Source organism: Actinoplanes sp. NBRC 103695, assembly GCF_030269485.1.
In the GTDB taxonomy this organism is placed as follows: Bacteria; Actinomycetota; Actinomycetes; order Mycobacteriales; family Micromonosporaceae; genus Actinoplanes.
The window spans coordinates 71,671-92,866 of sequence record NZ_BSTL01000027.1 but is presented as its reverse complement, the minus strand read 5'-3'; the positions used below and the strand labels follow the sequence as shown (position 1 = coordinate 92,866).

Below are 21,196 nucleotides of genomic sequence, written 5' to 3'. Positions count from 1 at the left end.
CATCGGCGAGTGGAAACAGGTCCATGGCCTCACTCATTGGATGTTCGCAGGGACTTCAACGGTGGATCGATGGCAGCATACAAGCGACCTCCGGACCCCCTCGGGCACTGTCAGCACCGATCGACGGGCGCGATATCGACCAGGTACGGATGCGCTCGTGGACGGCTCGGCGCGCTGACCCTTGGGCAGTACGGCGAATCGCTCCTGCTGTTGCTCGACGTCCTGCGGGGCCGGGATATGTACGATCTCGAATGTCGAGGTGACCATTATGGAAACGGGGCCGACGTGGATGGTCGTAGATATCGGGTCATCACCGTTGGTGAGTGTGAAGAGCGGTTCGCGGTCGCCGACGATATAGACCATCCCTAGACGAGTAGTTCCGAACCCGGTCAGTGGTCGTAGGCGATCAGTGACCGGGTGATCGGTGCTCCGGTCTTGTTGTTGTGCCAGATCGTGGCGGCCATGGCCAGGAGACGTTGTGCGATACGGCGACTCCAGCGAAGGTTCGTCCGCCGTGTTGCTCCAGGTCGAGTTGACCTTTGAGGGGTGTCGTTGACCGATTCGATCAGCTGTCGGATCTTCTTGAGTGGTGCTTCGCCGTAGCGGGCTTTCTCCCGTTTGCGGGAGGGCCGCAGCAACTGGATGCCCTGCTCGGCCAGGTCCCGTTCGAGGGTCTTGGACGCGAAGCCCTTGTCGCTGATCATCAGGATGCCGTGGTGCTCGGCGACCACGCCGGCCTCGATCTCGAGCATCGCGGTGAGGACTTCGCGTTCAGCGGATCCAGTGTGCCTCTGACCGGGTGCCGAGCAGGACCTGGGCCACGGCCAGGCAGACCAGCTCGGAATCGGTCAGCAGTGGTGGCCGGCCCAGCCATCGTGGCGTCCGGATCGTGTCATCGATCTTCACGTAAAATGCGGTCAAGAGGGTGTCGAGGTCTTGTGTCACAACATGATCATCGGCACCCTCCTTTATGCCCTCGTATCGACCTCGGACATCGGAACTACTCGTCCAGGCACAACGCCGCTCGGTTAAGGTCCGGCGGGCGTTAGCAATGGTTTGTAATGATATCGACGGCGATGGTGGCTTTGTAGCTGTGCCGGTCCATGTTGGGTCCGCGGGCTTGGTATTTGGAGTTCGAGCGTTTGATCATGCGCCCGCCACGAACCGCGCCACACCCTGCGGTAGACCGTCTGGCACCTCAAACACAAGGTCCGCGCCCGGATCAGCTGACACCTCCGCCGCGGCGACCCCCTACCCGAATCCTACGGAGATGGGTAAACCGCCCGGACGTCATCCAGGTCTGAAAGATCCGCAGCTGTAGTACCTGGGCCATATTCGGACGGCACGTATCCATGGCTCGGGCGCGCGGGATGCAATGACACGACGACCGGTCATCGGCATGTCCGCGCGCCTGGCGAGCAACTCACCATGACGTTCCGTAGCGAGCTGGTCGCGGCCATGACAGCACGCTTGATCTTGTGGAGCGTGGATGACCGTCTGCGGATCTTCGGGTCGGTCAGGCTGGCATTCCAGGGTCACCCGGCGGGACGCCCGGATGCTGACTTCTCGTTGTCGTCGATGATCCGCAGAGTGGTGGAGACGTGGGCGACGGTTGTCACACGTATTGAAGTCAGTTAGCGTGCGCCGGTGCAGCGGACGGTCGCCGGGATTCTGGCAGCGCTCGATCGGATAGCGGTCCACAACCGGGACGAGGACGAGCCTTCCCGCCCCCGCGGTCCGGCGTCGGTTGAAAGTATCGATCGCGTCCAGGAGGCGCTCGGGAAGGTTCTGCCATCCGCGTACGTGGAGTTTCTGCGTCTGCATGACGGGTGGCCCGGTTTCCCGTGGGGCGTTAACTTGTTCGGCACAGACGAACTCACCGGCGCGGCGTATGTGGACGCTTGGGACACCCTGGAAATCTGCAACGAAGTCGATGATGGTGTTCCCGCGGAGTTGATGAACGCCACCATCATCGCGAACTCCTACAACGAACCGGAACTGGTGCTCCTGCTTGACAGCGGCGAGGTGGTGGAGTTCCTGTATGCGGAGTACGAGCGGCACGCCGACCTCGCCGCCTATTTCGCGGTAGAGCGGGAAAGGGTGGAGGCGCACCTTGCGGCCGTGCTGGCGACCCAGGCCGAGGTCGAGGCCGACTGGGATGCGGAACACCGCGCCGCCAAGGAAGCACAACTCCTGCAAGAGCTGCGCGTCCTGCCCGACCGGTCGCGGGCCGGCGCACCGTGTTCTCCTGCGCCGACGGCCCTGGATCCGGCGCCGGCCATCGTCACAGCCACCGAGCTGGCGGTACGCGACTAGGTAGGCAAAGACTTGGCGGTGGTGCGGCTGAACCTCGTCCTCTACCTGGGCGCGTACCCGTCACCGGCGGAGGTACTGGCCTGCTTCCGCGCGTTCCGCCGGCACTTTCCTGTTGCTGGCACGATGCGCTGGGAACTGCCGAACCGGTTCGGCAGTTATCCCACGACCGCCGACGGTCCCGACGACGAGTCCTGGGCTGACCGGATGCGCGTCGAAACTGGGATGTTCGGCATCCGGCTGTCAGTGGGTGACTACACGCTGAACGTGTGCGGGATACCTGCCAGCGACGACGGCGCCGAACGCGCATCATTCTGCGAGGTCATCGTGCCGGCCGACGCCGACCACGAACAGCTTGCCCGGCTGGCCGACGACCTCGTCGCGGTCCTGCCGGTCCGCTCGGGCCACGGCGGGTTCAGCGCCTACGCCTCCAAGCGCGGCCCGGAGCCCTACAACCAGGTCTTCGCCTGGTGCCAGCGGTTTTTCGCCATCGACGTCGGCTCCGTCGACGGCTTCCTGGAAGCGACGTCCCGGCGGGTCCTTGGCGCCGGCTGGCTCACGGTGCTGGGCCCCACGTTCACGCAATATCTGACCGAGCACACCGCACCGCAGTTCGAGGCATCAGGCATCGACATCCGTCGCATACCGCACGGGCTGATCATCCGCGCCGGTGACGCACCAACCCTCGGCGATATCCAGCGCGGCGAGTTTCCCACCCTGATGGCCGACGTCGACCAGTTCCTGCAACCGCTCAAGGCCAACTCGTGGCACCGGACCTCGATGATGTCGATCGGCGGCGGCCACTGGTGGAGCGTGCAGACCCACGACCTGCCCGGCGCGTTCACCGAACACCGTGCCACCGCAGCATGGCTGGCCCGGTTCGCCGACCCGGCCGCCTTCCTCGCCGCCCGGGCCCTGCCCGCCGACCCGCCCACATGACACCCGGGCCACCGACGGCTACGGGAATGGCTCAACGACGGGGCTTCTGTTCACCGTTGAGCGCGATCAGCGGTGAAATGCCGGCCGACCCAGCAAGATCCACTCGGCAGGCTGGCGCAACGCCACGTCCTCACATCGGCATTATGCGGGTGATCTAGTGGGCGTGCAGGTAGCTCAGTACTGCGAGGACGCGTCGGTGGTCGGTATCGGCGGGTGGCAGGTCGAGTTTGGTGAAGATGCTGTTGACGTGCTTCTCTACGGCGCTCGGGCTGATGCGCAGGGCGGTCGCGATCGCGGTGTTGGATCGGCCCTCGGCCATCAGCTGGATGACGTCGAGTTCGCGTCCGGTGAGTCGGTCGATCGGGTTGGCGCGGCGCTGTAGTAGTTGCGCGACAACCTCGGGATCGAGCGCGGTACCGCCGACGGCCACGCGGCGCAGTGCGGCCACGAAGTCCGCGACGTCGGCCACACGGTCCTTGAGCAGGTACCCCACTCCGCTGGACCAGGTGGAAAGCAGGTCGACCGCGTATCGCTCTTCGACGTACTGGGAAAGCACCACGATGCCGGTCCGTGGCCACCGCTGACGTACCGCGAGAGCGGCGCGGATACCTTCATCGGTGTATGTCGGCGGCATACGCACGTCCACGATGACCAGGTCCGGCTGGTGTTCGGCGGTCGCCAGCAGCAGGCTGTCGGCGTCGGCGACTGCGGCTACGACGGCGATCTCGAAAGCGTTGAGCAGTTGGACCAGGCCCTCGCGGAGCAGGACGGAGTCCTCCGCGATCACCACCCGCACGGCAGTTCCACGGTGATGCGCGTTGGTCCACTTGTCGGGCTCACGATTGAGAGGGTGCCGTCGACGGCTGAGGCGCGTCGGGCGAGACCACGAAGCCCGGTACCGGCAGCGCCGACGGGGCCGGCCCCGTCGAGCCGGTCGCCGATGTCGTGGCGGGCGTCGCCGTCGAGGCGAACGTGGCCGTCAAGGCGGGCGCCGCCGCAGCCGTCGTCACTGACGACGATGCGCAGCCGGTCGCCGGTGCGCTCCACGTCGACCTCGGCCCGGCTGGCCCGGGCGTGCTTGGCGACGTTCGTCAATGCCTCGCAGACGACGAAATAGGCGACCGCTTCGACAGCCGGCGCACAACGGTCGGCCACCCGGACCCGCAGCCGCACAGGTACCGGACAGTTGGCCGTCACCGCGGACAGGGCGGCATCCAGGCCCCGATCGTCGAGGATCGGCGGGTGCAGCCCGCGGACGAAGCCGCGCAACTCGGCCAACGCCGCCTTGAGCTCGTCGTGCGCCTCGTCGAGGGTGCGCCGCGCCGGCTCAGGGATGTCGGTCAGCGTGGTTCGGGCAAGGCCCAGCTTCATCGCCAGCGACACGAGCCGCTGCTGGGCGCCGTCGTGCAGGTCGCGCTCGATGCGCCGGCGTTCAGCGTCGGTTGCCGCGATGACCTCCGCTCGACTGTGGGCCAGTTCGGCCAACTGGCGGGCCATCTCCTCGGCCAGGCTGGGGCCAAGCAGCGCCCCAGCCCGTGCGGCGTCCGCGTCGGCCAGGGCGCCGGCGGCCCGTGGCGCGAACGGCGGGGCGAGCAGCCAGCACACCGGGACCGCGACGGCGGCCATGGCGGCGGGCAATGGCGCGACCGCGTGATAGAGGAATTGACGCCAGGTACCGGGCGCTGTCCACTCCCGGACCAGACGGTCAATCGGCCGTCCGGCCCGGGTCGGCGGCGGTGGCGGGAGTTCCACGGCCAGCAAGTACCGGAACCGCAGCCGCTGCCACCGCGTCGCCGCGCGGATCCTGGCCGGTAGCACGAGCAGCGTGAGCCCTGCCGCAAGCACCAACAGAACCGGGGTGATGGGCCAGTCGCTCAGCGGCCCGTACCCGACGTGGCCGTACATCAGTCGCCACACCGGCCAGTACCACACAGCCACCGGCACACCGACGACCATTGTCCAGCCGGTGATCGACAGCGGTAGGCCCGCCAGGACGTGCAGGCTCGCGCGGATAGCCGGCGCCGGTGGCGGCGTGTCCACCGGCCCCGGCGGCAGGCCGGGTCGCGGCGGTTCTGTCTGGTCCACCGAGCTCACCAGGCCACGGTAGTCGCGGCCGGCTATCGCCTCCACCATGGCTACCACAGCACTGGGGGTGTGGACAGCCACAGCCGATGAGCTGCGGCCGGCACCAGCGACAACGAGCGCGGCGGGCGGCCACACTCTGCCCGTCCTGACAGATCGCCACGAGGAGCCGGAAATGACGAAACAGTTGAGGGTGGCGCGGTGGCTGCGCAGTCACGCGGCAAGCAGGCGCGTGGCGCTCACCCTCGCAGGTGCCACGGTGCTGGCGGTCGCCCCTGGCGCGGCCTTCGTCGCGGCCACGGCGCGAACCGCGAGCACCCCGGCCGCCGTATCGCTCACCCTGCCGGCACCGACCGGGCCGCACCGCATCGGTACCGTCAGCCTGCACCTGGTCGACCACGCCCGAACGGATCCCTGGGTGCCCGGCAACCAGGTACGCGAAATCATGATTCAGATCTGGTACCCGGCCTCGACAGTCCGCGGCTACCCGACCGCGCCATGGCTGTCGGCCGGCGCAGTGCCACACTTCGAGGAAAGCCAGGGACTGCCGGCCGGCGCCGTACGCCTACCGCCCACCCACGGCCACGTCAACGCGCCAGCAAAACCCGGCCACCGTCCGGTCCTGGTGTACTCACCGGCCTTCGAAGCCGACCGCGGCTTCGCCACCGCTCAGGTGGAGGATCTGGCCAGCCACGGGTACGTGGTGGTCACCATCGACCACACCCACGACGCCTCCGAGGTCGAGTTCCCCGACGGGCGTGTCGAAACGGCCACCATCACCGACGCGGACGACCAGACCTTGGCACAGGAGGTCGCCGTGCGTACCGCCGACGCGCGGTTCGTCGTCGACCAACTGACCACGATCAACGCCGGTAGCAACCCGGACGCCGAACACCGGCCGCTCCCGAGCGGCATGCGTGGCGCGTTCGACCTCGACCGCATCGCAATCCTCGGCCACTCACTGGGTGGAGCGACAGCCGCCGCCGCCGTCCACGACGACCGGCGGTTCCAGGCCGGCGTCAACATGGACGGCACACTGTTCGGAACCGCCGGACCGGCCGGCTCGGACCGGCCGTTCCTCCTGCTGAGCAGCGACCACCCGACAATCCCCGAGGATCCCACCTGGGACACACTCTTCGCCCAGCACCGCGGACCGATCCTCGAACTGCGGCTGGCCGGCTCAGCCCACCTATCGTTCAACGACGGGCAACCGCTCTTCCCACAGATGGCCGGCGTGCTCGGGCTCGGCGCCGACGACCTGGCCCAACTGGTCGGCACCATCGATCCGGGCCGCTCACTGACGATCCAGCGCACATACCTGCGCGCTTTCTTCGACCGCTGGCTGCGCCACCGCCACCAGGTGTTGCTGGCCGGACCATCGAGACGGTACCCGGAGGTCCAGTTCGTTCGATCCCACACGGCAGGCTGAGCGGCTCTCGTCCCGCTGCTCTGAATCCTCGCTACCCTACTTGGTCCACCAATCCGCGAGGATTCCGATGAGCACCGACACCGCTGCCGCCCGTTCCGTCTCCGACATCGGGACCAACACTGGCCCCTGGATCGTCACAGCCGCCGTCCGCGTGCCCCGCCCGCCTACTGATAGTTGAAGCCAACTTCGTACTTGTCTGGCACATCTGGAGCGTTACGGACCCGAGGTGAAAGCGATTGTCCAAGCCCGCTGGCCACTGCGCGTTGCGGCCAATGGAGATCACGATCCGGTCGTTCGCAGCGGCCAGCGACTGGTCCAGCTTGGCGAGCTGGCGGTCGACAGAGGCGCGGTTACGAGCGGGCACCGCCGGAAGCTGGCTGCGCACCCGCGGGCAGGACACCGGTCGGCGTGGTCGCGGCGAGGGCCGCCTTGGCCTGCGCCTTGGCGTCGGCGCGGACTGCCTTGTCGATCCTGACGACCGACCAGAAGTACGAGGACTTGTCACCGATGCGGCAGGTCGTCCCCGAGGCGGCGAGGGCCTTGTCCGAGGTGTCGGCCGTGATCGCCTGGTTGCCCACGAAGTCGTGCAATGCTCGGCACCGTTCTTGATGCCGGGCTGCGCCACCGGGTTGTCCGGGCTGAACTTGCCGTTGCCGTTGGTGCCGCAGTCCACGGTGAAGATGCCGGTGGACGCGCCCTTGCCGGGCTTGACCCGGACGACGTTCGGCACGACCTTCTCGATCGGCACGAAATCGGCGAGGCTGGTCGCCGCGGACGCCTCGCCCTTGCCTCCGCTCGACACGAAGTAGGCGGTGAATGTTCCTGTCACGACCAGTGTCGCCGCCATCGCGATCACACGTCCTGTCCCGGCTCCTCTTCGGGGTCTTCACGACGGTCTCCTTCGTGGGGTTGAAAGCGCGAACTCTCCGCTTGTGTGCCGGAGTACGAGCGTCCAACCAGGCCCGATCAACCACGGACCAGCACGTCATGGATCAGTACGATCTGACGACTACCGGTGACCGCGACAGGGCAATGTGGTGGCTCATGACCGTCGATACGGTCGTTGGTCGATGGCCGGTTCAGACGGGCGGCTCGAAAGCACGAGTAGCGCACCCGCTCGGACCTGTGGCTGTCCGCGCTCGTCGTTGTACCCTGCGGGCATGACTGTCGATGCCTCGCGGATCACCTACATCCGGCACGTCGGCAGGCACCTGTTCAGAGGTGCCCTTGCCGGCCTGGCAGTCCCTTTCATGGTCGCAGGGCCTGCCGCCTTCCTGGTCACGGTGCTGGTGTGGGCGCTCGGGAGCTTCTCCGCAGCCTGGCGGACCGGACTCGTCCTGGCCGCCCTGGGGCTCATCCTCGGGCTCGTCATCGTGGGGTGGTTCGTCTACCAACAGCTGGGGGAGACCCGCTGGATCGAGGTGTGGCCGCCCGGGGCGGCGACCCGTGTCGGGTTCACCAAGGTGCGTGGCACCGATGCGGTCGCGGTGGCCGACCTGCGGTCGGTCCACGTCGTGGAGACGATCGAACTCGGCCGAAGCATCGGCTGCGAGGTCTGGTTCACCACCTCCGACCGCCGCTTCAGATTCCCCAAGATCGAACCGCTCAGGGTGCCGGCCGCGAAGCTGGACGGATGGTTCACCGAGCGTCTCGGACCCGCGGGCGTCGAGGTGACCTCCGAAACGGTCATCAACCGGTTGAACATGACCATCGAGCACTGGTACACCCGGTCCCAGGTGGCGGCGATATGGGGGATACCGGTCCAGAGCGTCGACAGGCTCGCTGCCCTGCTCGAAGTGCCGAACCAGAGTTTCACTCCCCGGTTCGGGGCCATGCGCGGAGTCGACCTCACCGTGCAGGCGTTCAACCCCGACGACGTACACCTTGTCGCCGCCAAGGTGCCCGCCGCCCACGCCAAGCCGCCACGTATGCCGTAGGGGGATGTGCAAGCCCCTCCATGCCGTGGACTGGGCTAGCTGCAACGCCGCTCAGTTAAGCGTGGGTGAGGTTGGTCAAGGGGCGTGTTGATCGGGAAGTAAGAAGCGGAGTTCCGGTATCAAGGCTTGTCACTCCAAGACAACCCAGAACCAGGAACTCCGCTGCCCTGGCCCGGCTGCTGCCCCGACCGCGGTGGGCTACGTTCCTGATCACCCCGGCCACCCTGCTGCGCTGGCACCGCACCCTAATCGCCGGGAAATGGACCTATCCGCGGCGCCGGCCGGGCCGTCCGCCGGTTCAGGCTGAGATTCGGGCGCTGGTGCTGCGCCTGGCGAAGGAGAATCCGAGCTGGGGGTATCGCCGGATCCACGGTGAACTGATCGGCCTGGGCTACCGGGTGGCGGCCAGCACGGTGTGGTCCATCCTGACCAAAGCCGGGGTGGATCCGGCGCCGCGTCGCACGGGGCCGACCTGGACGCAGTTCCTGACCGCGCAGGCTAAAGGGATTCTGGCCTGCGATTTCCTCCACGTGGACACGATCGGGTTGACTCGTGTCCACGTGTTGTTCTTGATGGAGATCGCCACCCGCCGTGTGCACATCCTCGGTGTGACGACCCACCCGAACGGGGAGTGGGTGGCGCAACAGGCCCGCAACCTGATGCTGGACCTGGGGGAGCGGGCCGGAAAGTTCCGGTTCCTGATCCGCGACCGGGACACGAAGTACACCACCATGTTCGACGAGGTATTCACCAGCGAAGGCATCGAGGTCCTGCGCAGCCCACCGCAAGCGCCGCGAGCGAACGCATACGCGGAACGCTGGGTACGCACTGTCCGCCGCGAGTGCCTTGACCGGATGCTGGTCTACCACCCGAGGCACCTGCTCGCCGTCCTGGCCGAGTTCGTCGCGCACTACAACGAGCACCGGCCACACCAGAGCCCTCACCAACGCCCACCCAACGCCACGGACACCGGACCGGCCGTCGCCGACCTCGCCTCGGCGCAGGTCCGCCGCAGGAAGATCCTCAACGGATTGATCAGCGAATACTCGCAGGCAGCGTAGCCCGAACCGCATTTCCGAGCGGTACAGGTGCTGAGCGGACTGGACACGCGCCGAGGCTAACGCCGACCTCTGACAAACCAGGACCCGAGCGCGCCCAGGCACTGGGGACGCACCGCCGCCCCCGCCCGCCGGCCTCCCTTAGGTGCAACTGGGGGGTGATGCCGCCGGCATCACTCGAGCGTGGCCAGAACCCCTCGATCGTGTCTGCGTAGGCCAAGCCCAAAATGAAGCCCTCGCCGTTTGAACGGCGAGGGCTTCACGTGTTGGGACGTTGCTTAGTCGGTCCGCGATCACATGATCACGGGGGTCATAACACCCGCGCCGAGGAAGATGGCGATGACGATGACGATGTTAATCGCCACAGCCCTCGGCACGCGGACGGAGAAGTAGAGCTCAGTCATGGAGGTTGTTCACCTCCCCTCAAGGTCAGCCCGTGGAGTGGGCGGGTGAGTGGATCTTTGGACCAGCTGTCCCTCTGCGTACCAGCTCGACCTAGCGGCGAGGCCCCCTGCCACGGGTACCCCATCGGTCGAAACGGCTCATCGGTTCAGCCGGGGGTCAGCATAACTGATGCTGCTGCATTCACCGGAGGCCGCCAAACGCCGTAGAGGCTTGTGGGTGGTCCCTTTCTGCCGCCAGTTCTGCCGCCCGACTGGGGTGTGGGGCCAACCTTGCAGGCAGCACCCTCTTCCTGAGATCTTCGCTCCCACGTTTCCTATCTCGTAAACGAAAGTCTCAGGCCGGACGCAAGCCTCCAGGTGTCTCCAGGTGTCTCCAAACTGGGCACTTCTTTGTTCTTACGCCCCGCGCGGCGTCAGCGCGCACGCGGGGCATATACCACACTCGCCGCGGTCCCAGCAGAGGGGAGATTGGTGAATGTTCGCGCTGCTCACTGGAGGGGCGGCATTGTGATCATCCTTCAACTTATACGGTAAGTGGTTGCCTCGGCGGCGGAATATCGAATAGACCCATTGGGATCGATCATCTTTGACCCAATCAACCGGGAACGCGGATTTGGGACTTACTTGGGACTTAGTTGTGACTATAGGTCCGGTCATCACCGAGTGGTAAGCAGTGCTTGCCAGCACCTACCTCGGCCGAGGTAAAAGATAAAACATCTGACCACCCATTTGGATGCAATTGCTTTTGGTACAGCGAGATCACTGATCAAGTTAATGTCAGAGTAAATACAATGCCCTTAGCGCTATGAATCATATGATTTGCCGTACCCAGATGTTGCCCCTCGCCGTTTACTCCCTTATGGTCTGTGGCAGACTGCATCACGCAGGTGCGATACGCTGGACACAGCCTGACCTGCAACTAAGCACCTCAAGGTTCTGTCACGTGGAGTGGGCGGGGCTTGAGTGAAGAGGACTCCTCTGCCTGCCACGCGGAGGGGTCCTCTGTTTTTTTCACACAGAGTGACGCGGTAGTCAACGGCGGCATCGACGTGCGGGGAATCGTCTGTGTGAGAAATCCTCTGGCGGCACGGGCGATGCAGCGGAAACCACGAAACCGCCCAAGCATGATCACACAGCTAGGTGAGCAACCGCAGCCCCTACAGCGTGTCTAGAGCCGCGGAATACGCCTCGCTAACCACCGCCCCGAGCGGCGCCTGTCGCAAGCTGTCTCAGCCCTGGCGCGACTGGCTCAAAGCTGATGTTGGTCATTACGGCCTAATGGGCAACGGCGAGACAGACTACGCTACGTAGCCGGTCCAGATGTACCCCCGCTGGAAGCCTGGTCGGCTTCCGGGGCGCACGGGACTGATCAAAACCAGCCTGGCATCACGCCCCGAGCCTGTGAACGCACCGCGCCCTCCGAAGCCGACCGGCTCCACATGGCGCACTTCGCGGAACGGATCACTCTCCCGGCTTGAAGATCCGAAGCGATCGCGGTCCTCGCCGCCGACACGGCAATGGCCGTCGCGGTCGAGGGCGACGAGGATCGCGGACATCGTCTGATCAGCACCTTGGGACGCGCGAGGGTCCACGCCTCGCCCGCTCGGGCCGCCGCACGGGCCTTCCTCTTCGCTGCCGGCGCCTAGATGACCACCATCGCGATCTCAGCCGTGCTCGCCGCGGGCGTACCTCGACGATGTGATCGCCGAAGTCGTAGATGAACGGGGCGCATCGTGGACAGGCGGCACACTCGTTGAGCTCGTCGACCTCATCCCCAACCCCGCTCGACGCCGCTTGCTGGCGCTAACCGCAGTCGCCCTGCTATCCGCCCACCTGCGTGAAGGCAACACTGATGAAGGTCAGCACATCCGGACGGTACTCGCCGAAATGCTGCAAGATCAGGGCCGGTTCGAGATGGCCGAGGTCGAGTTGAGGGTGGTGCTGGCCGCGCGGACCGCACTGCGGGGAGCAGAGCACCCGGACTCCCTGTATACCCCGGCACAGGCTGGCGGTTGCGCTGCGTGATCGGGGTCGACTGGAGGAGGCTGAGGCCGAATTCCGGGCGGTGCCGGCCGCGCAGACCGCACTGCTGGGAGCCGAGCACCCGAACACGCTGCAACACCTCGCAGTCGTGATGCAAGAACTGGGCCGGTTCGAGCAGGCTGAGGCCAAGACCGCATTGCGGGGAGCAGAGCACCCAGACACCCTGCGTACCCGACGTAGCCTCGTGCGGCGCGATCGCGATCACGGCAGGGCAGACTCCTGGGAGACAGCACCCTCGGGCACAGGTGCCGAGTCTCATGACGTCCGTGACGAATCTGTCTCGGGACGTGGGTGACACGTCCAGCTAGAGAAGTTCTGTCGGGCTGAGGCTAGTCGAGGCGACGATGCGGCGGGCCTCGGCGATGACGTCTGCATCGAGGTCCTGTTCGGTGGTGTCGCTGAAGTCGAGGCAGTCGTAGGCGTCGTCAAGCTCGACGAGGTGCTCTGCCAGGTCCAGCGTTCCGTGACCGAAGGTGCGGTGTACGACAAATTCGATGTTCGGCTGGCTGTCCCAGCCGCACAAGGGATGGCCGGTCGCCGCCACCCTCTGCCGCCTGGCTGGATCCGAACCCCGGCATCTTCTCTTGCGGGGGACTATCCCTGGAGTCACGGGAGTCGCCCAACGTCATTCCGTAGCAGAGCTATTACCATGAGTGGGCGCTGCGGTTGGCGCCTGCCTCAGTCTGTGTTGGTCGGTGTCGAAGCTGCCTTGACACGGGTACGGCTACTTGGGCTTGTGACGCTCAGGCCCCCATTGCTTGTGACGTTCAGGCCCCCATTGCAGGAGGTCGCACAAGCGCATGGAGGTCATCGGCCGGTGTAGGCCAACGGTGGGTTGCTGAAGGTTGGTATCGTCGGCTGGCTGGCTGGTGCTGGTGTCTCCGGGGGTGACGAGCCGCAGCCGCTTGTGCCTGGCGAGTCAGATGCACTCTTGGGGTGAAGGTCGTGGTTGGCGGCGTGGTGCTCTATTGGTGATCGGACGTCGGAGCACGGTGCAGCGCCGTGCGGCACCAACCGGCACGCAAGCCCCACTCGGTGGCATGCTAGAGTCGTTTCTCGCGGGTCCAGGAGTAACGAAAAATGCCTGGACCAGCGGATACGTAACCGCTACGCCGTGGACGCATTAGCATGCGCGGTCACGGAGGGTAGTTGCAGGAGCGCCCGTAGCTCAATGGATAGAGCATCTGACTACGGATCAGAAGGTTAGGGGTTCGAGTCCCTTCGGGCGCGCCAATCATGTAAGGCCGTGAGCTGCGGAAACGCGGATTGCGGCCTTCTTTGTTTCCCACCTTTCGGCCTTCGGATACCACCCTTTGGCCCGTGGCGCTCTGATGGTGCTCGGCCGTTATAACGGTCAATACGGCTGTCTTCCCTGGCGTTGCCGGCACGACTTGATCTATGCGGAGGTTCGCGCCATCGTTCGTGCACCTGGGCTGCGGTGCCATAAGGCCCGTAGGTCAGCACCAAGGTGCAGCGTGCATCGCCGTCACCATGGCAGCGTCGCCGGGGTTCCATGCGGATCCCGGCGCGTGGCTCTTCGGCCGATTGGGGTGTACAGATGCAGACCCATACAACGCTGGCTGATCTCGCTGCGATGGCGGCGGCGGACGAGAATCATCGCTATGAGCTCAGCTCTGAAGGCGTGCTGTCGGTCGCGCCGCCTGGGGGTGCTCACCACTGTCCCCGACATTGGGTGAATCGACCGAGGCGGGCCGTGGGTAGCCCGCCGCCGGGGTCGAGAGACTCCGACCAGCGACGGTATCTCGTCGCTGCGAGCTTGGCCGATCTGCGCGGCCCGGTCGGCGGCATCCTCACGATCGACCGATGGCTGGACTGGTCGGGCGACGGCAGCTATGACCTGGATGATGCCGGGCGACCTCCAGGTCATGTATCAGACCGTGCTGAACCAGGCAGCCACTCCCAATGACCTGCATCGATGGCTCGACCGCGACAGGCTCGTTCGGCTATGGCCGGATCTTTGGTTACCCACTCGGATGCGGACGCTGTGGCAGACGCGGTTCTCCGACCTGGCCGGCCCAGCAACTAGCTAATTCAGGGCCGACCACCCGGGCAACTCTTCCCAGGGCGGCGACACGAATCCAGGTGATGAAGGCCGGATTGCCGTACTGGTCGTCGCATCTTGACGCGTTCGACGAAGACGGTGGAGCTTCGGTAACGCTGAACATCCGGGTGCGCGCAACCTGTCACCGAATCGGTGGCGGCGGATGGCGCTGTGGGTGGATCGGTTCGGGTGCGAGACGCGTACGCCGTTCTTCGACCTCGCGCTGTGCGTCGATCCGAGCGTGCGGGCCGATTAGGCTGTGATCGATCGTGTCGTGGAGGACGTACCGCGCGTCGGCCCCAACGCGATCACCCGGCTGGCGCTGTTCATCCTGCACTGGACCGTGCTGCGGGCCACGCCCGGCTTCTCGATGCCGGCGGATCTGGATGACCCGTTCGACCCGCTGATCTGGGTCTTCGAGCGCGACGGCGGCTTCCACATGGAGAACGGCGAAGTCAACCTCGAGTACCTGACCTTGTTCCCACGAGTGTGGCGGACCGATCTCGCGCCTCTGAAGGCTTTCGGGCAGCAGGATCTGGACGAGATCGACCGGGCGGGGTCGATGGCCGCCTTCGGCTACGTCCTCGGCCCGGATGGCGAGCCCACTTAACGTAGTGCTTGAACCCGAGCCTGGCGGAATACCACCTTCCCGCGCACGCCGACATTTCACCGATCGACGTGTCGTTCCTAGGCGACCCAGACCCGAGCACGCCACTCGGTATCGCCGGCGCCGGCGAGGTGGGTATCACGGGCAGGGCTCCGGCAAAGTCGGGTCGCTAAACTCCGCGCATGCAGCACTGTCCACAGTACTCAACAAAACTCACCGCGATCGGGGCGCTACTGCTGGTCTTGGCAATGGCCGGCTGCGGCTCCACGGCGGAGTCGTCCTCCGGTGCCACGTGGTCGAGCCCTGACATCGTCCCCACCGCGACCGACTCCCGCGCTTCTTCCGCCCCAAGTACCCGTGACGCCGAACCTTCCGCATCGTCCTCCCCCGTCGTGGACGAGTCACGGGAAGTGAAGACGTCACCAAAGCCCAAAGCGCCAAAGAAGACGAAGGCGCCGAGCGGGGGCGGCACCAAATACGCGGGGTGTGCCGACGGCGACTGCAAAGTGTCCTTCTCCGGCTCGGTCACATTCTCCCTCCGCAAGTGGACGGTGTCGGCTTCCGTGGAGGATGGCGGTGTCAGGGTGCAACTGATCAAACCCAATGGCTTGGGCGGCGGTGGCGGCTTCCTGGCAGGACCGGGATGCGCTGTGGAGCTACACGCCGACGGCGGCGGGCGACTCGGGTGTGACAATCCCGAAGCCAAGCCTGAGCCGGGAGGGTACGTCGTACGCCTGCTGAAACTGGACGGGGACACCGCAGCCATCCGAGCGATGGTGGGCTGACTGCGAGCACATGCCGGTCCGCGGTCGCCGACCACCACCAGCCCGGGAAGTGTTCGAGTCCCTTCGGGCGGCCAATCATGAGGGCCGTGAGCTGCGGAAACGCAGAGCGCGGCCTTCTGTGTTCCCATTTTCGGCCTTGCACTTCAGTGGCGATACGCCGGCGGACGTCGTGGCCTCCTCGAGTGACAGCAGGGCCACTGCCGAGCGCATTTCGAAGGAAGACGTCATCGCGTTCCGCCTGGCAGCCCACCACCTCACAGAGCGGCTGAGCGAGGGCGGGCTAGTCCCCCTGACCCTCCACGATCGCGAGCTGCTCAGCCATCGTGGCGATCACGGGATACGCGGCTTCCGGATTGCATGCGCGCGAGTCAGCGCCGGGGATGCACACCATCCACCCCGTGCAGCGCCCGGGAGCTGAAATTTCCTCAGCAACAGCCTCCCGGTGCCGATGGGCGACAATGTGACCACTCTGCCTCGCGAGTCGCAGACCGGCCGTTCCGCCTCCGAGGCCGCCGAGGAGGTGCTTTATCACACCGGCCGAACCCGCGTCCTGCGATTGACGCTCACCAACGGCAGCAGGGTCATCGTCAAGGAACCACGGGGGCCCCGGGCCAGCGAACGCCTCCGCCACGAGAACATGATCCTGAAGCGACTGGCCGGCACCGATGCGGTGCCGCGGATCTCGCCCGACATCTCCCGGGCGGGTGCCATCGTCCTCGAGGACGCCGGCGGCCAGCCGCTTTCAGCGATGGTTCCAGGCAAGCCGCTCGACGTCACCGATCTGGTGGTGCTGGCCGGGGCCCTGTCCCGTGCGGTGTCGCAGCTGCACCGCAACGGGGTGATCCACCGGGACGTCAACCCCGCCAACATCATCATTCTCGGCGGGCGACCTGAACTCGTTCAGCTCATCGACTTCGACCTGGCGACCACGTTCGCCGAGGACCGCCCCGGCTTCACCCACGAGAACCGGGTCGCCGGCACCCTCCCCTACCTGGCGCCGGAGCAGACCGGGCGCACCGGCCGGGCGGTCGACCACCGCGCCGACCTGTACGGCATCGGCGCCACCCTGTTCACGCTCGCAGTCGGCGAGCCTCCGTTCGGCGACAGCGACCGGGAGCCGCTCGACCTGATCCACGCGCACCTCACCCGTGCGCCGCGAAAGCCGTCCGAGGTCAACCCGGCCGTACCGGCCGCCCTGTCGGACATCATTCTGCGACTGCTGAAGAAGGAACCGGACAAGCGATACCAGAGCGCCGACGGGCTCGCGCACGACCTCTCGCGGCTCGTCCCCGACGCGGACGGCCGATATCCAACCTTCCCGCTGGCCGAGCGCGACTTCCCGATGCAGCTCGCGGCGCCCTCGCGGCTGGTCGGCCGGGACGACGAGATCCGGCTGCTGAGCGACGCGTTCACCGGGGTGGCGGCTGGCGAGCGGCGTACGGTCCTGGTCAGCGGCGTGCCCGGGGTCGGCAAGACCGCCCTGATCGACGAGCTGCGCCCGCTGGTCACGGCGGCCGCCGGCTGGTTCGTGACCGGCAAGTTCGACCAGTACCGCCGCGACTCGGAGTCCGACGGCGTGCAGCAGTCACTGCGCGGGATGGGCCGGCTGCTGCTGGCCGAGCCCGACGAGCAGCTGGCCGTGCACCGGATGCGGATCCGCGAGGCGCTCGGCGCCAACACCAGCCTGATCGCGCACCTGCTGCCCGAGTTCGCGACGCTGCTCGACATCGCACCGGACGAGCAGGCACTCGACGACGCGGCCGACGCCGACTCGCGGATCATCGCGGCCGAGATCGATCTGCTCCGGACGATCGCATCCCCGGCCCGGCCGGTCGTCATCGTGCTCGACGACCTGCAGTGGGCCGGTTCCACCGCGATCGGGCTGCTCGACCGGGTGGTCATGGACGATCAGCTTGCCGGCGTGCTGGTGGTCGGCGCGTACCGGGACGCTGAGGTCGACGCCGCTCACCCGCTCGCCCCCCGAATGCAGCGGTGGGAGCGTACTGCGCGTCCGGTAGTCACGCTGAGGCTGCGCAATCTGGCCCCGACCGACCTGGGGGCGCTGGTGGCGTCGATCCTGCGAATGGACCGGGACGCGGTCGGAGGCCTGCTAGACGCGGTGGTCGAGCGGACCGGCGGCAACCCGTACGACACCGTCGAGATGCTGAACTGGCTGCGCCGCGAGGGCGCGCTGACACCGGCCGGCGGCGGCTGGCAGTGGGACAGCGGGCTGGTCCGCGGCTACCTCGGTCGGGGCGACGTCATCGACGTACTGCGCTCCCGCATGGAACAGCTGCCGCCGTCGACCCGGCCCCTCATGTCGATCATGGCCTGTCTGGGCGGCTCGGTGCCCCTGAACCTGCTGTTCGCGGCGGACTCGGCGGACGCCGGGACGGTCGAGCAGGCGCTTGCGCCGGCCCTCGAGGAGGGCCTGCTGGTCACCGACCGGTCCGGCGAACCGTCAATCCGCTTCCGGCATGACCGGGTCCAGCAGGCCGCGTACGAGGGATTGACTCCGGACGACCGGGTCGCGACCCACCTGCTGCTCGCACGCCGGCTCGCCGGCCATGGCAGCCTGACCGGCATGGCGGCCGAGCAGTACCTGGCCGCGATCGAGGCGGTGACCGAGCCCGAGGAGCGGCTGCGGGCCGCCAAGCTCTTCCGGGAAACCGCCGCCGGTGTCGGCCTGAGCAACCCGGCCGCCGCCGACCGCTTCCTGGCCGCCGCGATCGGGCTGCTGACCGACGACCAGGACCACACGCTGCTGGTCCAGCTGCACATCGACCGCCACGCCGCGCTCATCCGGCTCGGCCGGCTCGACACCTCCGACGAGATGTACGCCGAGATCGAGCGGCTCAGCCCCCGGCTGCTCGACCGGATCGAGGCCTCCTGCCTGCAGATCAGCAGCCTGGGCAACCGCAACCACTTCCTGAAGGCCCTCGACCTCGGGCTGGCCCAGCTGCGGGAACTGGGCTGTGAGGTGCCGGCGGACGAGGCGATCGGCGCCGGGATCGGCGAGCGGCTCGGCGCGCTGTACGCGTGGGTCGAGCGGGACGGCCTGACCGACGCCACTGTGCGCCCAGGGGTCACCGACGCGGCTCAGGTCGCGATCGCCAAGCTGATCAACCGCTCGCTGCCGTCCGCATTCTTCACCGGCCGGCCGATCATGGCGTGGCTGGCGCTGGAGGCCTGGCAGCGGTGGATCGACCTCGGACCGTGCGCGCCGCTCATGGGTCCGATCAGCCACCTGGCGTTCGTGACCAAGGTGGCGGCCGGCGATCATCGGACCGGCTACCGCGTGCTGCGGTGGATCCTGGCCGCCGGCGAGTCCTTGGGATACGAGCTGCCGACCTCGCAGTCGCGCTTCCTCTTCGCGCTCAGCAGCGGCCACTGGTTCGACCCACTGCCCGACAACGTGGCCGAGTCGCACCGCGCGCACGAGGAGCTGCAACGCCATGGCGACCTGCACAACGCCGCCTTCACCTACTACACCTCGACCGTTCAGCTGCTGGCCTGCGCGCCGACCGTCGACAACTTCCGGGCCGACGCCGACGCGGGCGTCGCGTTCGGCGTGCGGTGCTCCAACGACCAGGCCATCGACGCCTACCTCGGCTACCGGCAGATGGGCCGGGCGCTGTGCGGCGAGACCGGCGGCGCCGGCCAGTTCGACGACGCCGACTACACCGAGACTTCGCACCTGGCCCGCCTCGCGACCAACCCGACCGCCGGCGCCAACTTTCACGCCGTCCGGGCCCTGACCGCGTTGGTCTTCCGGGACGACGCGACCATGAGCACCAACGCGGCCGCCGCGGCCGGACTGCTGCAGTTCGTCCCGTCGACGTACGCCGAGCTGTACGCCCGGCTGGTCCGGATGATCGACCTGGCCCGGACCCACGCCGACGACGCCGAACTGGACGCGCACCGGCAGTGGCTGGCCGACCGCGCGGCCGAGGCCCCGCACAACTTCCAACACCTACTGACCTGGGTCGACGCGGAGCGGTCGGCCGGCGACGTCGAGCCGTGGACCACGATCATCGCCTTCGACCGGGCCATCAACGAGGCCCGTACGGTCCGGCAGCCGCTCTTCACGGCGCTGATCACCGAGCGGGCTGGGCTCGTGAACCACCAGCGCGGCCTGCACCACGCCGGCCGCCAGCTGATTGGCGAGGCCCGCCGCCGGTATGACGGTTGGGGAGCCGTGGCGAAGGTCCGCGAGCTCGACCGGGAGTACGGCGTACCGCAGGAGGTCACCGAGTTCCGGTCGGCCACCGCGACCGTGGGCCGCAGCGCCACCACGAGCATGACCGGCGACGCGATCGACCTGCTGGGCGTCCTGCGGGCGTCCCAGACGCTGAGCTCGGAGACCAACGTCCACCTGCTGCGCGGCCAGGTCGCCAGCACGCTCAGTGCGATGACCGGGGCCGACTCGGTCCAGCTGCTAATCCGGAACACCGACACCGGTGAGTGGACGCTCTCCTCGGACGAGCGGATCGCGCTCGCCGACGCCGAGCGGCTCGGCCTGGTGCCCGGCACCGCCTTCAGGTACGCCGAACGCACCCGCGGGCCGCTGCTGGTCGACGACGCCACTGTGGACGGCCGGTTCGCCCGCGACCCGTACTTCCAGGGGTCGGAGACCTGCTCGTTGATGGTCGTGCCGGTCCTCGCCCGGGGCATACTGCGGGCGATGGTGATCCTGGCCAACCGGCAGAGCCACGGCACGTTCTCGCCGCAGCGGCTCGACGCCGTCAACCTGGTCGCCGGTCAGCTCGCGGTCTCGCTCGACAACGCCCTGCTGTACGCCTCGCTGGAGGCGAAGGTCGCCGAACGTACCGAAGCACTGGAGTCGGCGAACCGGCAGCTGGAACGGCTGAGCGCGACTGACGCGCTGACCGGCCTGTCCAACCGGCGCGACCTCGAGGCGTCGCTGATGGTCGAGTGGCAGCGGGCGGTCCGTGAGCAGAGGCCGCTCTCGGTGGTGATGATCGACGTCGACCACTTCAAGCTCTACAACGACCGGTACGGCCACGCCGCCGGCGACCGGTGCCTGCGCAGCGTCGCCTCGGTCCTCAACCACCAGGTTCGCGGCACCGACACGGTCGCCCGGTACGGCGGCGAGGAGTTCACCATCATCCTGCCCACGGCGGACCTGGCGGACGCCGTCCAGACCGCCGAACGGGTCCGCACCGGGGTGTCCGCGCTGAACGAGCCGCACGAGGGCAGCCCGTTGGGAACGGTGAGCATCAGCCTCGGGGTGGCGTCGACGGTTCCGACGCCGGAGACCACGCCGCAGCAGTTGCTCGCGGAGGCCGACGCCCACCTCTACGAGGCAAAGCACGGCGGCCGCAACCGGGTCATGCCGGTGCCCGGGGCGGCCGAACAGTGTCAGCCCGTGGAGGTGCCGGCAGGGTAGCGGTCCAGCGGACGCACGACGTCAGACTTCGTCAAGACGACGCTGACGACGGTGATCTCAACGTATTCCGCCCGAGACAACGTGCCAGACCTGCACCTCATCGCGACCGATACCGGACACGACTACC

At 67.1% G+C, this 21,196-nt stretch carries 16 protein-coding genes, 1 tRNA gene and 1 pseudogene; 12 read left to right on the top strand and 6 right to left on the bottom strand.

The features are described from left to right. Positions 1–389 precede the first annotated feature (389 nt). Positions 390–945, bottom strand: a pseudogene (locus QSK31_RS37370) (transposase). A gap of 702 nt (positions 946–1,647) precedes the next feature. Here QSK31_RS37370 and QSK31_RS37365 point away from each other — a divergent pair. Both QSK31_RS37365 and QSK31_RS37360 read left to right on the top strand, forming a co-directional pair. Beyond that, positions 1,648–2,316, top strand: a complete 669-nt coding sequence (locus tag QSK31_RS37365; RefSeq protein WP_285689432.1) for an SMI1/KNR4 family protein — start codon at positions 1,648–1,650, stop codon at positions 2,314–2,316. An 18-nt stretch (positions 2,317–2,334) separates the two neighbouring features. Further along, positions 2,335–3,252, top strand: a complete 918-nt coding sequence (locus QSK31_RS37360) for a type VI immunity family protein (RefSeq protein WP_285689431.1) — start codon at positions 2,335–2,337, stop codon at positions 3,250–3,252. A gap of 154 nt (positions 3,253–3,406) precedes the next feature. Here QSK31_RS37360 and QSK31_RS37355 read toward each other — a convergent pair whose 3' ends face one another. Both QSK31_RS37355 and QSK31_RS37350 read right to left on the bottom strand, forming a co-directional pair. Then, entirely contained in the window at positions 3,407–4,048 is a 642-nt protein-coding gene (locus QSK31_RS37355; protein WP_285689430.1) for a response regulator, read from the bottom strand. Next, positions 4,036–5,472 (bottom strand): sensor histidine kinase, encoded by a 1,437-nt coding sequence (locus QSK31_RS37350; protein ID WP_285689429.1) that lies wholly within the window; start codon positions 5,470–5,472, stop codon positions 4,036–4,038. Before QSK31_RS37350 ends, QSK31_RS37355 begins: the two co-directional genes overlap by 13 nt. Before the next feature lie 37 nt (positions 5,473–5,509). Here QSK31_RS37350 and QSK31_RS37345 point away from each other — a divergent pair, with 37 nt between their 5' ends. Further along, on the top strand, positions 5,510–6,763 hold the full coding sequence (locus QSK31_RS37345; protein WP_285689428.1) for an alpha/beta hydrolase family protein: 1,254 nt from the start codon (positions 5,510–5,512) through the stop codon (positions 6,761–6,763). A 350-nt stretch (positions 6,764–7,113) separates the two neighbouring features. Here QSK31_RS37345 and QSK31_RS37340 read toward each other — a convergent pair whose 3' ends face one another. Beyond that, on the bottom strand, positions 7,114–7,353 hold the full coding sequence (locus QSK31_RS37340) for a hypothetical protein (RefSeq protein WP_285689427.1): 240 nt from the start codon (positions 7,351–7,353) through the stop codon (positions 7,114–7,116). Between the two features lie 69 nt (positions 7,354–7,422). On the opposite strand from QSK31_RS37340, the gene QSK31_RS37335 reads away from it, so the two are divergent. The 3 genes from QSK31_RS37335 to QSK31_RS37325 all read left to right on the top strand — a co-directional run bounded on the left by QSK31_RS37335 (position 7,423) and on the right by QSK31_RS37325 (position 9,761). Further along, a complete protein-coding gene (locus tag QSK31_RS37335; protein WP_285689426.1) occupies positions 7,423–7,572 on the top strand; it encodes a hypothetical protein in 150 nt (49 codons plus the stop codon). Between the two features lie 351 nt (positions 7,573–7,923). Then, positions 7,924–8,700: a hypothetical protein gene (locus QSK31_RS37330; protein ID WP_285689425.1), complete on the top strand. Its 777-nt coding sequence runs from the start codon at positions 7,924–7,926 to the stop codon at positions 8,698–8,700. Between the two features lie 65 nt (positions 8,701–8,765). After that, entirely contained in the window at positions 8,766–9,761 is a 996-nt protein-coding gene (locus QSK31_RS37325) for an integrase core domain-containing protein (protein WP_285689424.1), read from the top strand. 1,699 nt (positions 9,762–11,460) lie between these two features. On the opposite strand, the gene QSK31_RS37320 is transcribed toward QSK31_RS37325, so the two are convergent. Beyond that, positions 11,461–11,718: a hypothetical protein gene (locus QSK31_RS37320; RefSeq protein ID WP_285689423.1), complete on the bottom strand. Its 258-nt coding sequence runs from the start codon at positions 11,716–11,718 to the stop codon at positions 11,461–11,463. Between the two features lie 142 nt (positions 11,719–11,860). Here QSK31_RS37320 and QSK31_RS37315 point away from each other — a divergent pair, with 142 nt between their 5' ends. Both QSK31_RS37315 and QSK31_RS48960 read left to right on the top strand, forming a co-directional pair. Then, on the top strand, positions 11,861–12,187 hold the full coding sequence (locus tag QSK31_RS37315) for a tetratricopeptide repeat protein (RefSeq protein ID WP_285689422.1): 327 nt from the start codon (positions 11,861–11,863) through the stop codon (positions 12,185–12,187). Beyond that, positions 12,153–12,500 carry a tetratricopeptide repeat protein gene (locus QSK31_RS48960; protein WP_352244537.1) on the top strand — a complete coding sequence of 116 codons (348 nt, stop codon included), beginning with the start codon at positions 12,153–12,155 and terminating at the stop codon, positions 12,498–12,500. Before QSK31_RS37315 ends, QSK31_RS48960 begins: the two co-directional genes overlap by 35 nt. A 9-nt stretch (positions 12,501–12,509) precedes the next feature. On the opposite strand, the gene QSK31_RS37310 is transcribed toward QSK31_RS48960, so the two are convergent. Then, positions 12,510–12,749 (bottom strand): hypothetical protein, encoded by a 240-nt coding sequence (locus QSK31_RS37310; protein WP_285689421.1) that lies wholly within the window; start codon positions 12,747–12,749, stop codon positions 12,510–12,512. Between the two features lie 613 nt (positions 12,750–13,362). Here QSK31_RS37310 and QSK31_RS37305 point away from each other — a divergent pair. The 4 genes from QSK31_RS37305 (at position 13,363) to QSK31_RS37290 (ending at position 21,069) form a co-directional block, all read left to right on the top strand. After that, positions 13,363–13,438 (top strand) — tRNA-Arg (locus tag QSK31_RS37305). A gap of 1,088 nt (positions 13,439–14,526) precedes the next feature. After that, positions 14,527–14,877: a hypothetical protein gene (locus tag QSK31_RS37300; RefSeq protein ID WP_285689420.1), complete on the top strand. Its 351-nt coding sequence runs from the start codon at positions 14,527–14,529 to the stop codon at positions 14,875–14,877. Between the two features lie 389 nt (positions 14,878–15,266). After that, the gene (locus QSK31_RS37295) at positions 15,267–15,659 is read left to right on the top strand and encodes a hypothetical protein (RefSeq protein ID WP_285689419.1); all 393 of its coding nucleotides are present in this window, start codon (positions 15,267–15,269) and stop codon (positions 15,657–15,659) included. Between the two features lie 448 nt (positions 15,660–16,107). Then, positions 16,108–21,069, top strand: a complete 4,962-nt coding sequence (locus tag QSK31_RS37290; RefSeq protein ID WP_285689418.1) for a diguanylate cyclase — start codon at positions 16,108–16,110, stop codon at positions 21,067–21,069. The last annotated feature ends 127 nt before the right edge of the window (positions 21,070–21,196 follow it).

Bases quoted from the DNA above. Each gene is read 5' to 3' on its own strand.
- QSK31_RS37330 (WP_285689425.1), top strand. From the start codon at position 7,924: ATGACTGTCGATGCCTCGCGGATCACCTACATCCGGCACGTCGGCAGG.
- QSK31_RS37345 (WP_285689428.1), top strand. From the start codon at position 5,510: ATGACGAAACAGTTGAGGGTGGCGCGGTGGCTGCGCAGTCACGCGGCA.
- QSK31_RS37290 (WP_285689418.1), top strand. From the start codon at position 16,108: ATGGGCGACAATGTGACCACTCTGCCTCGCGAGTCGCAGACCGGCCGT.
- QSK31_RS37320 (WP_285689423.1), bottom strand. From the start codon at position 11,718: ATGTCCGCGATCCTCGTCGCCCTCGACCGCGACGGCCATTGCCGTGTC.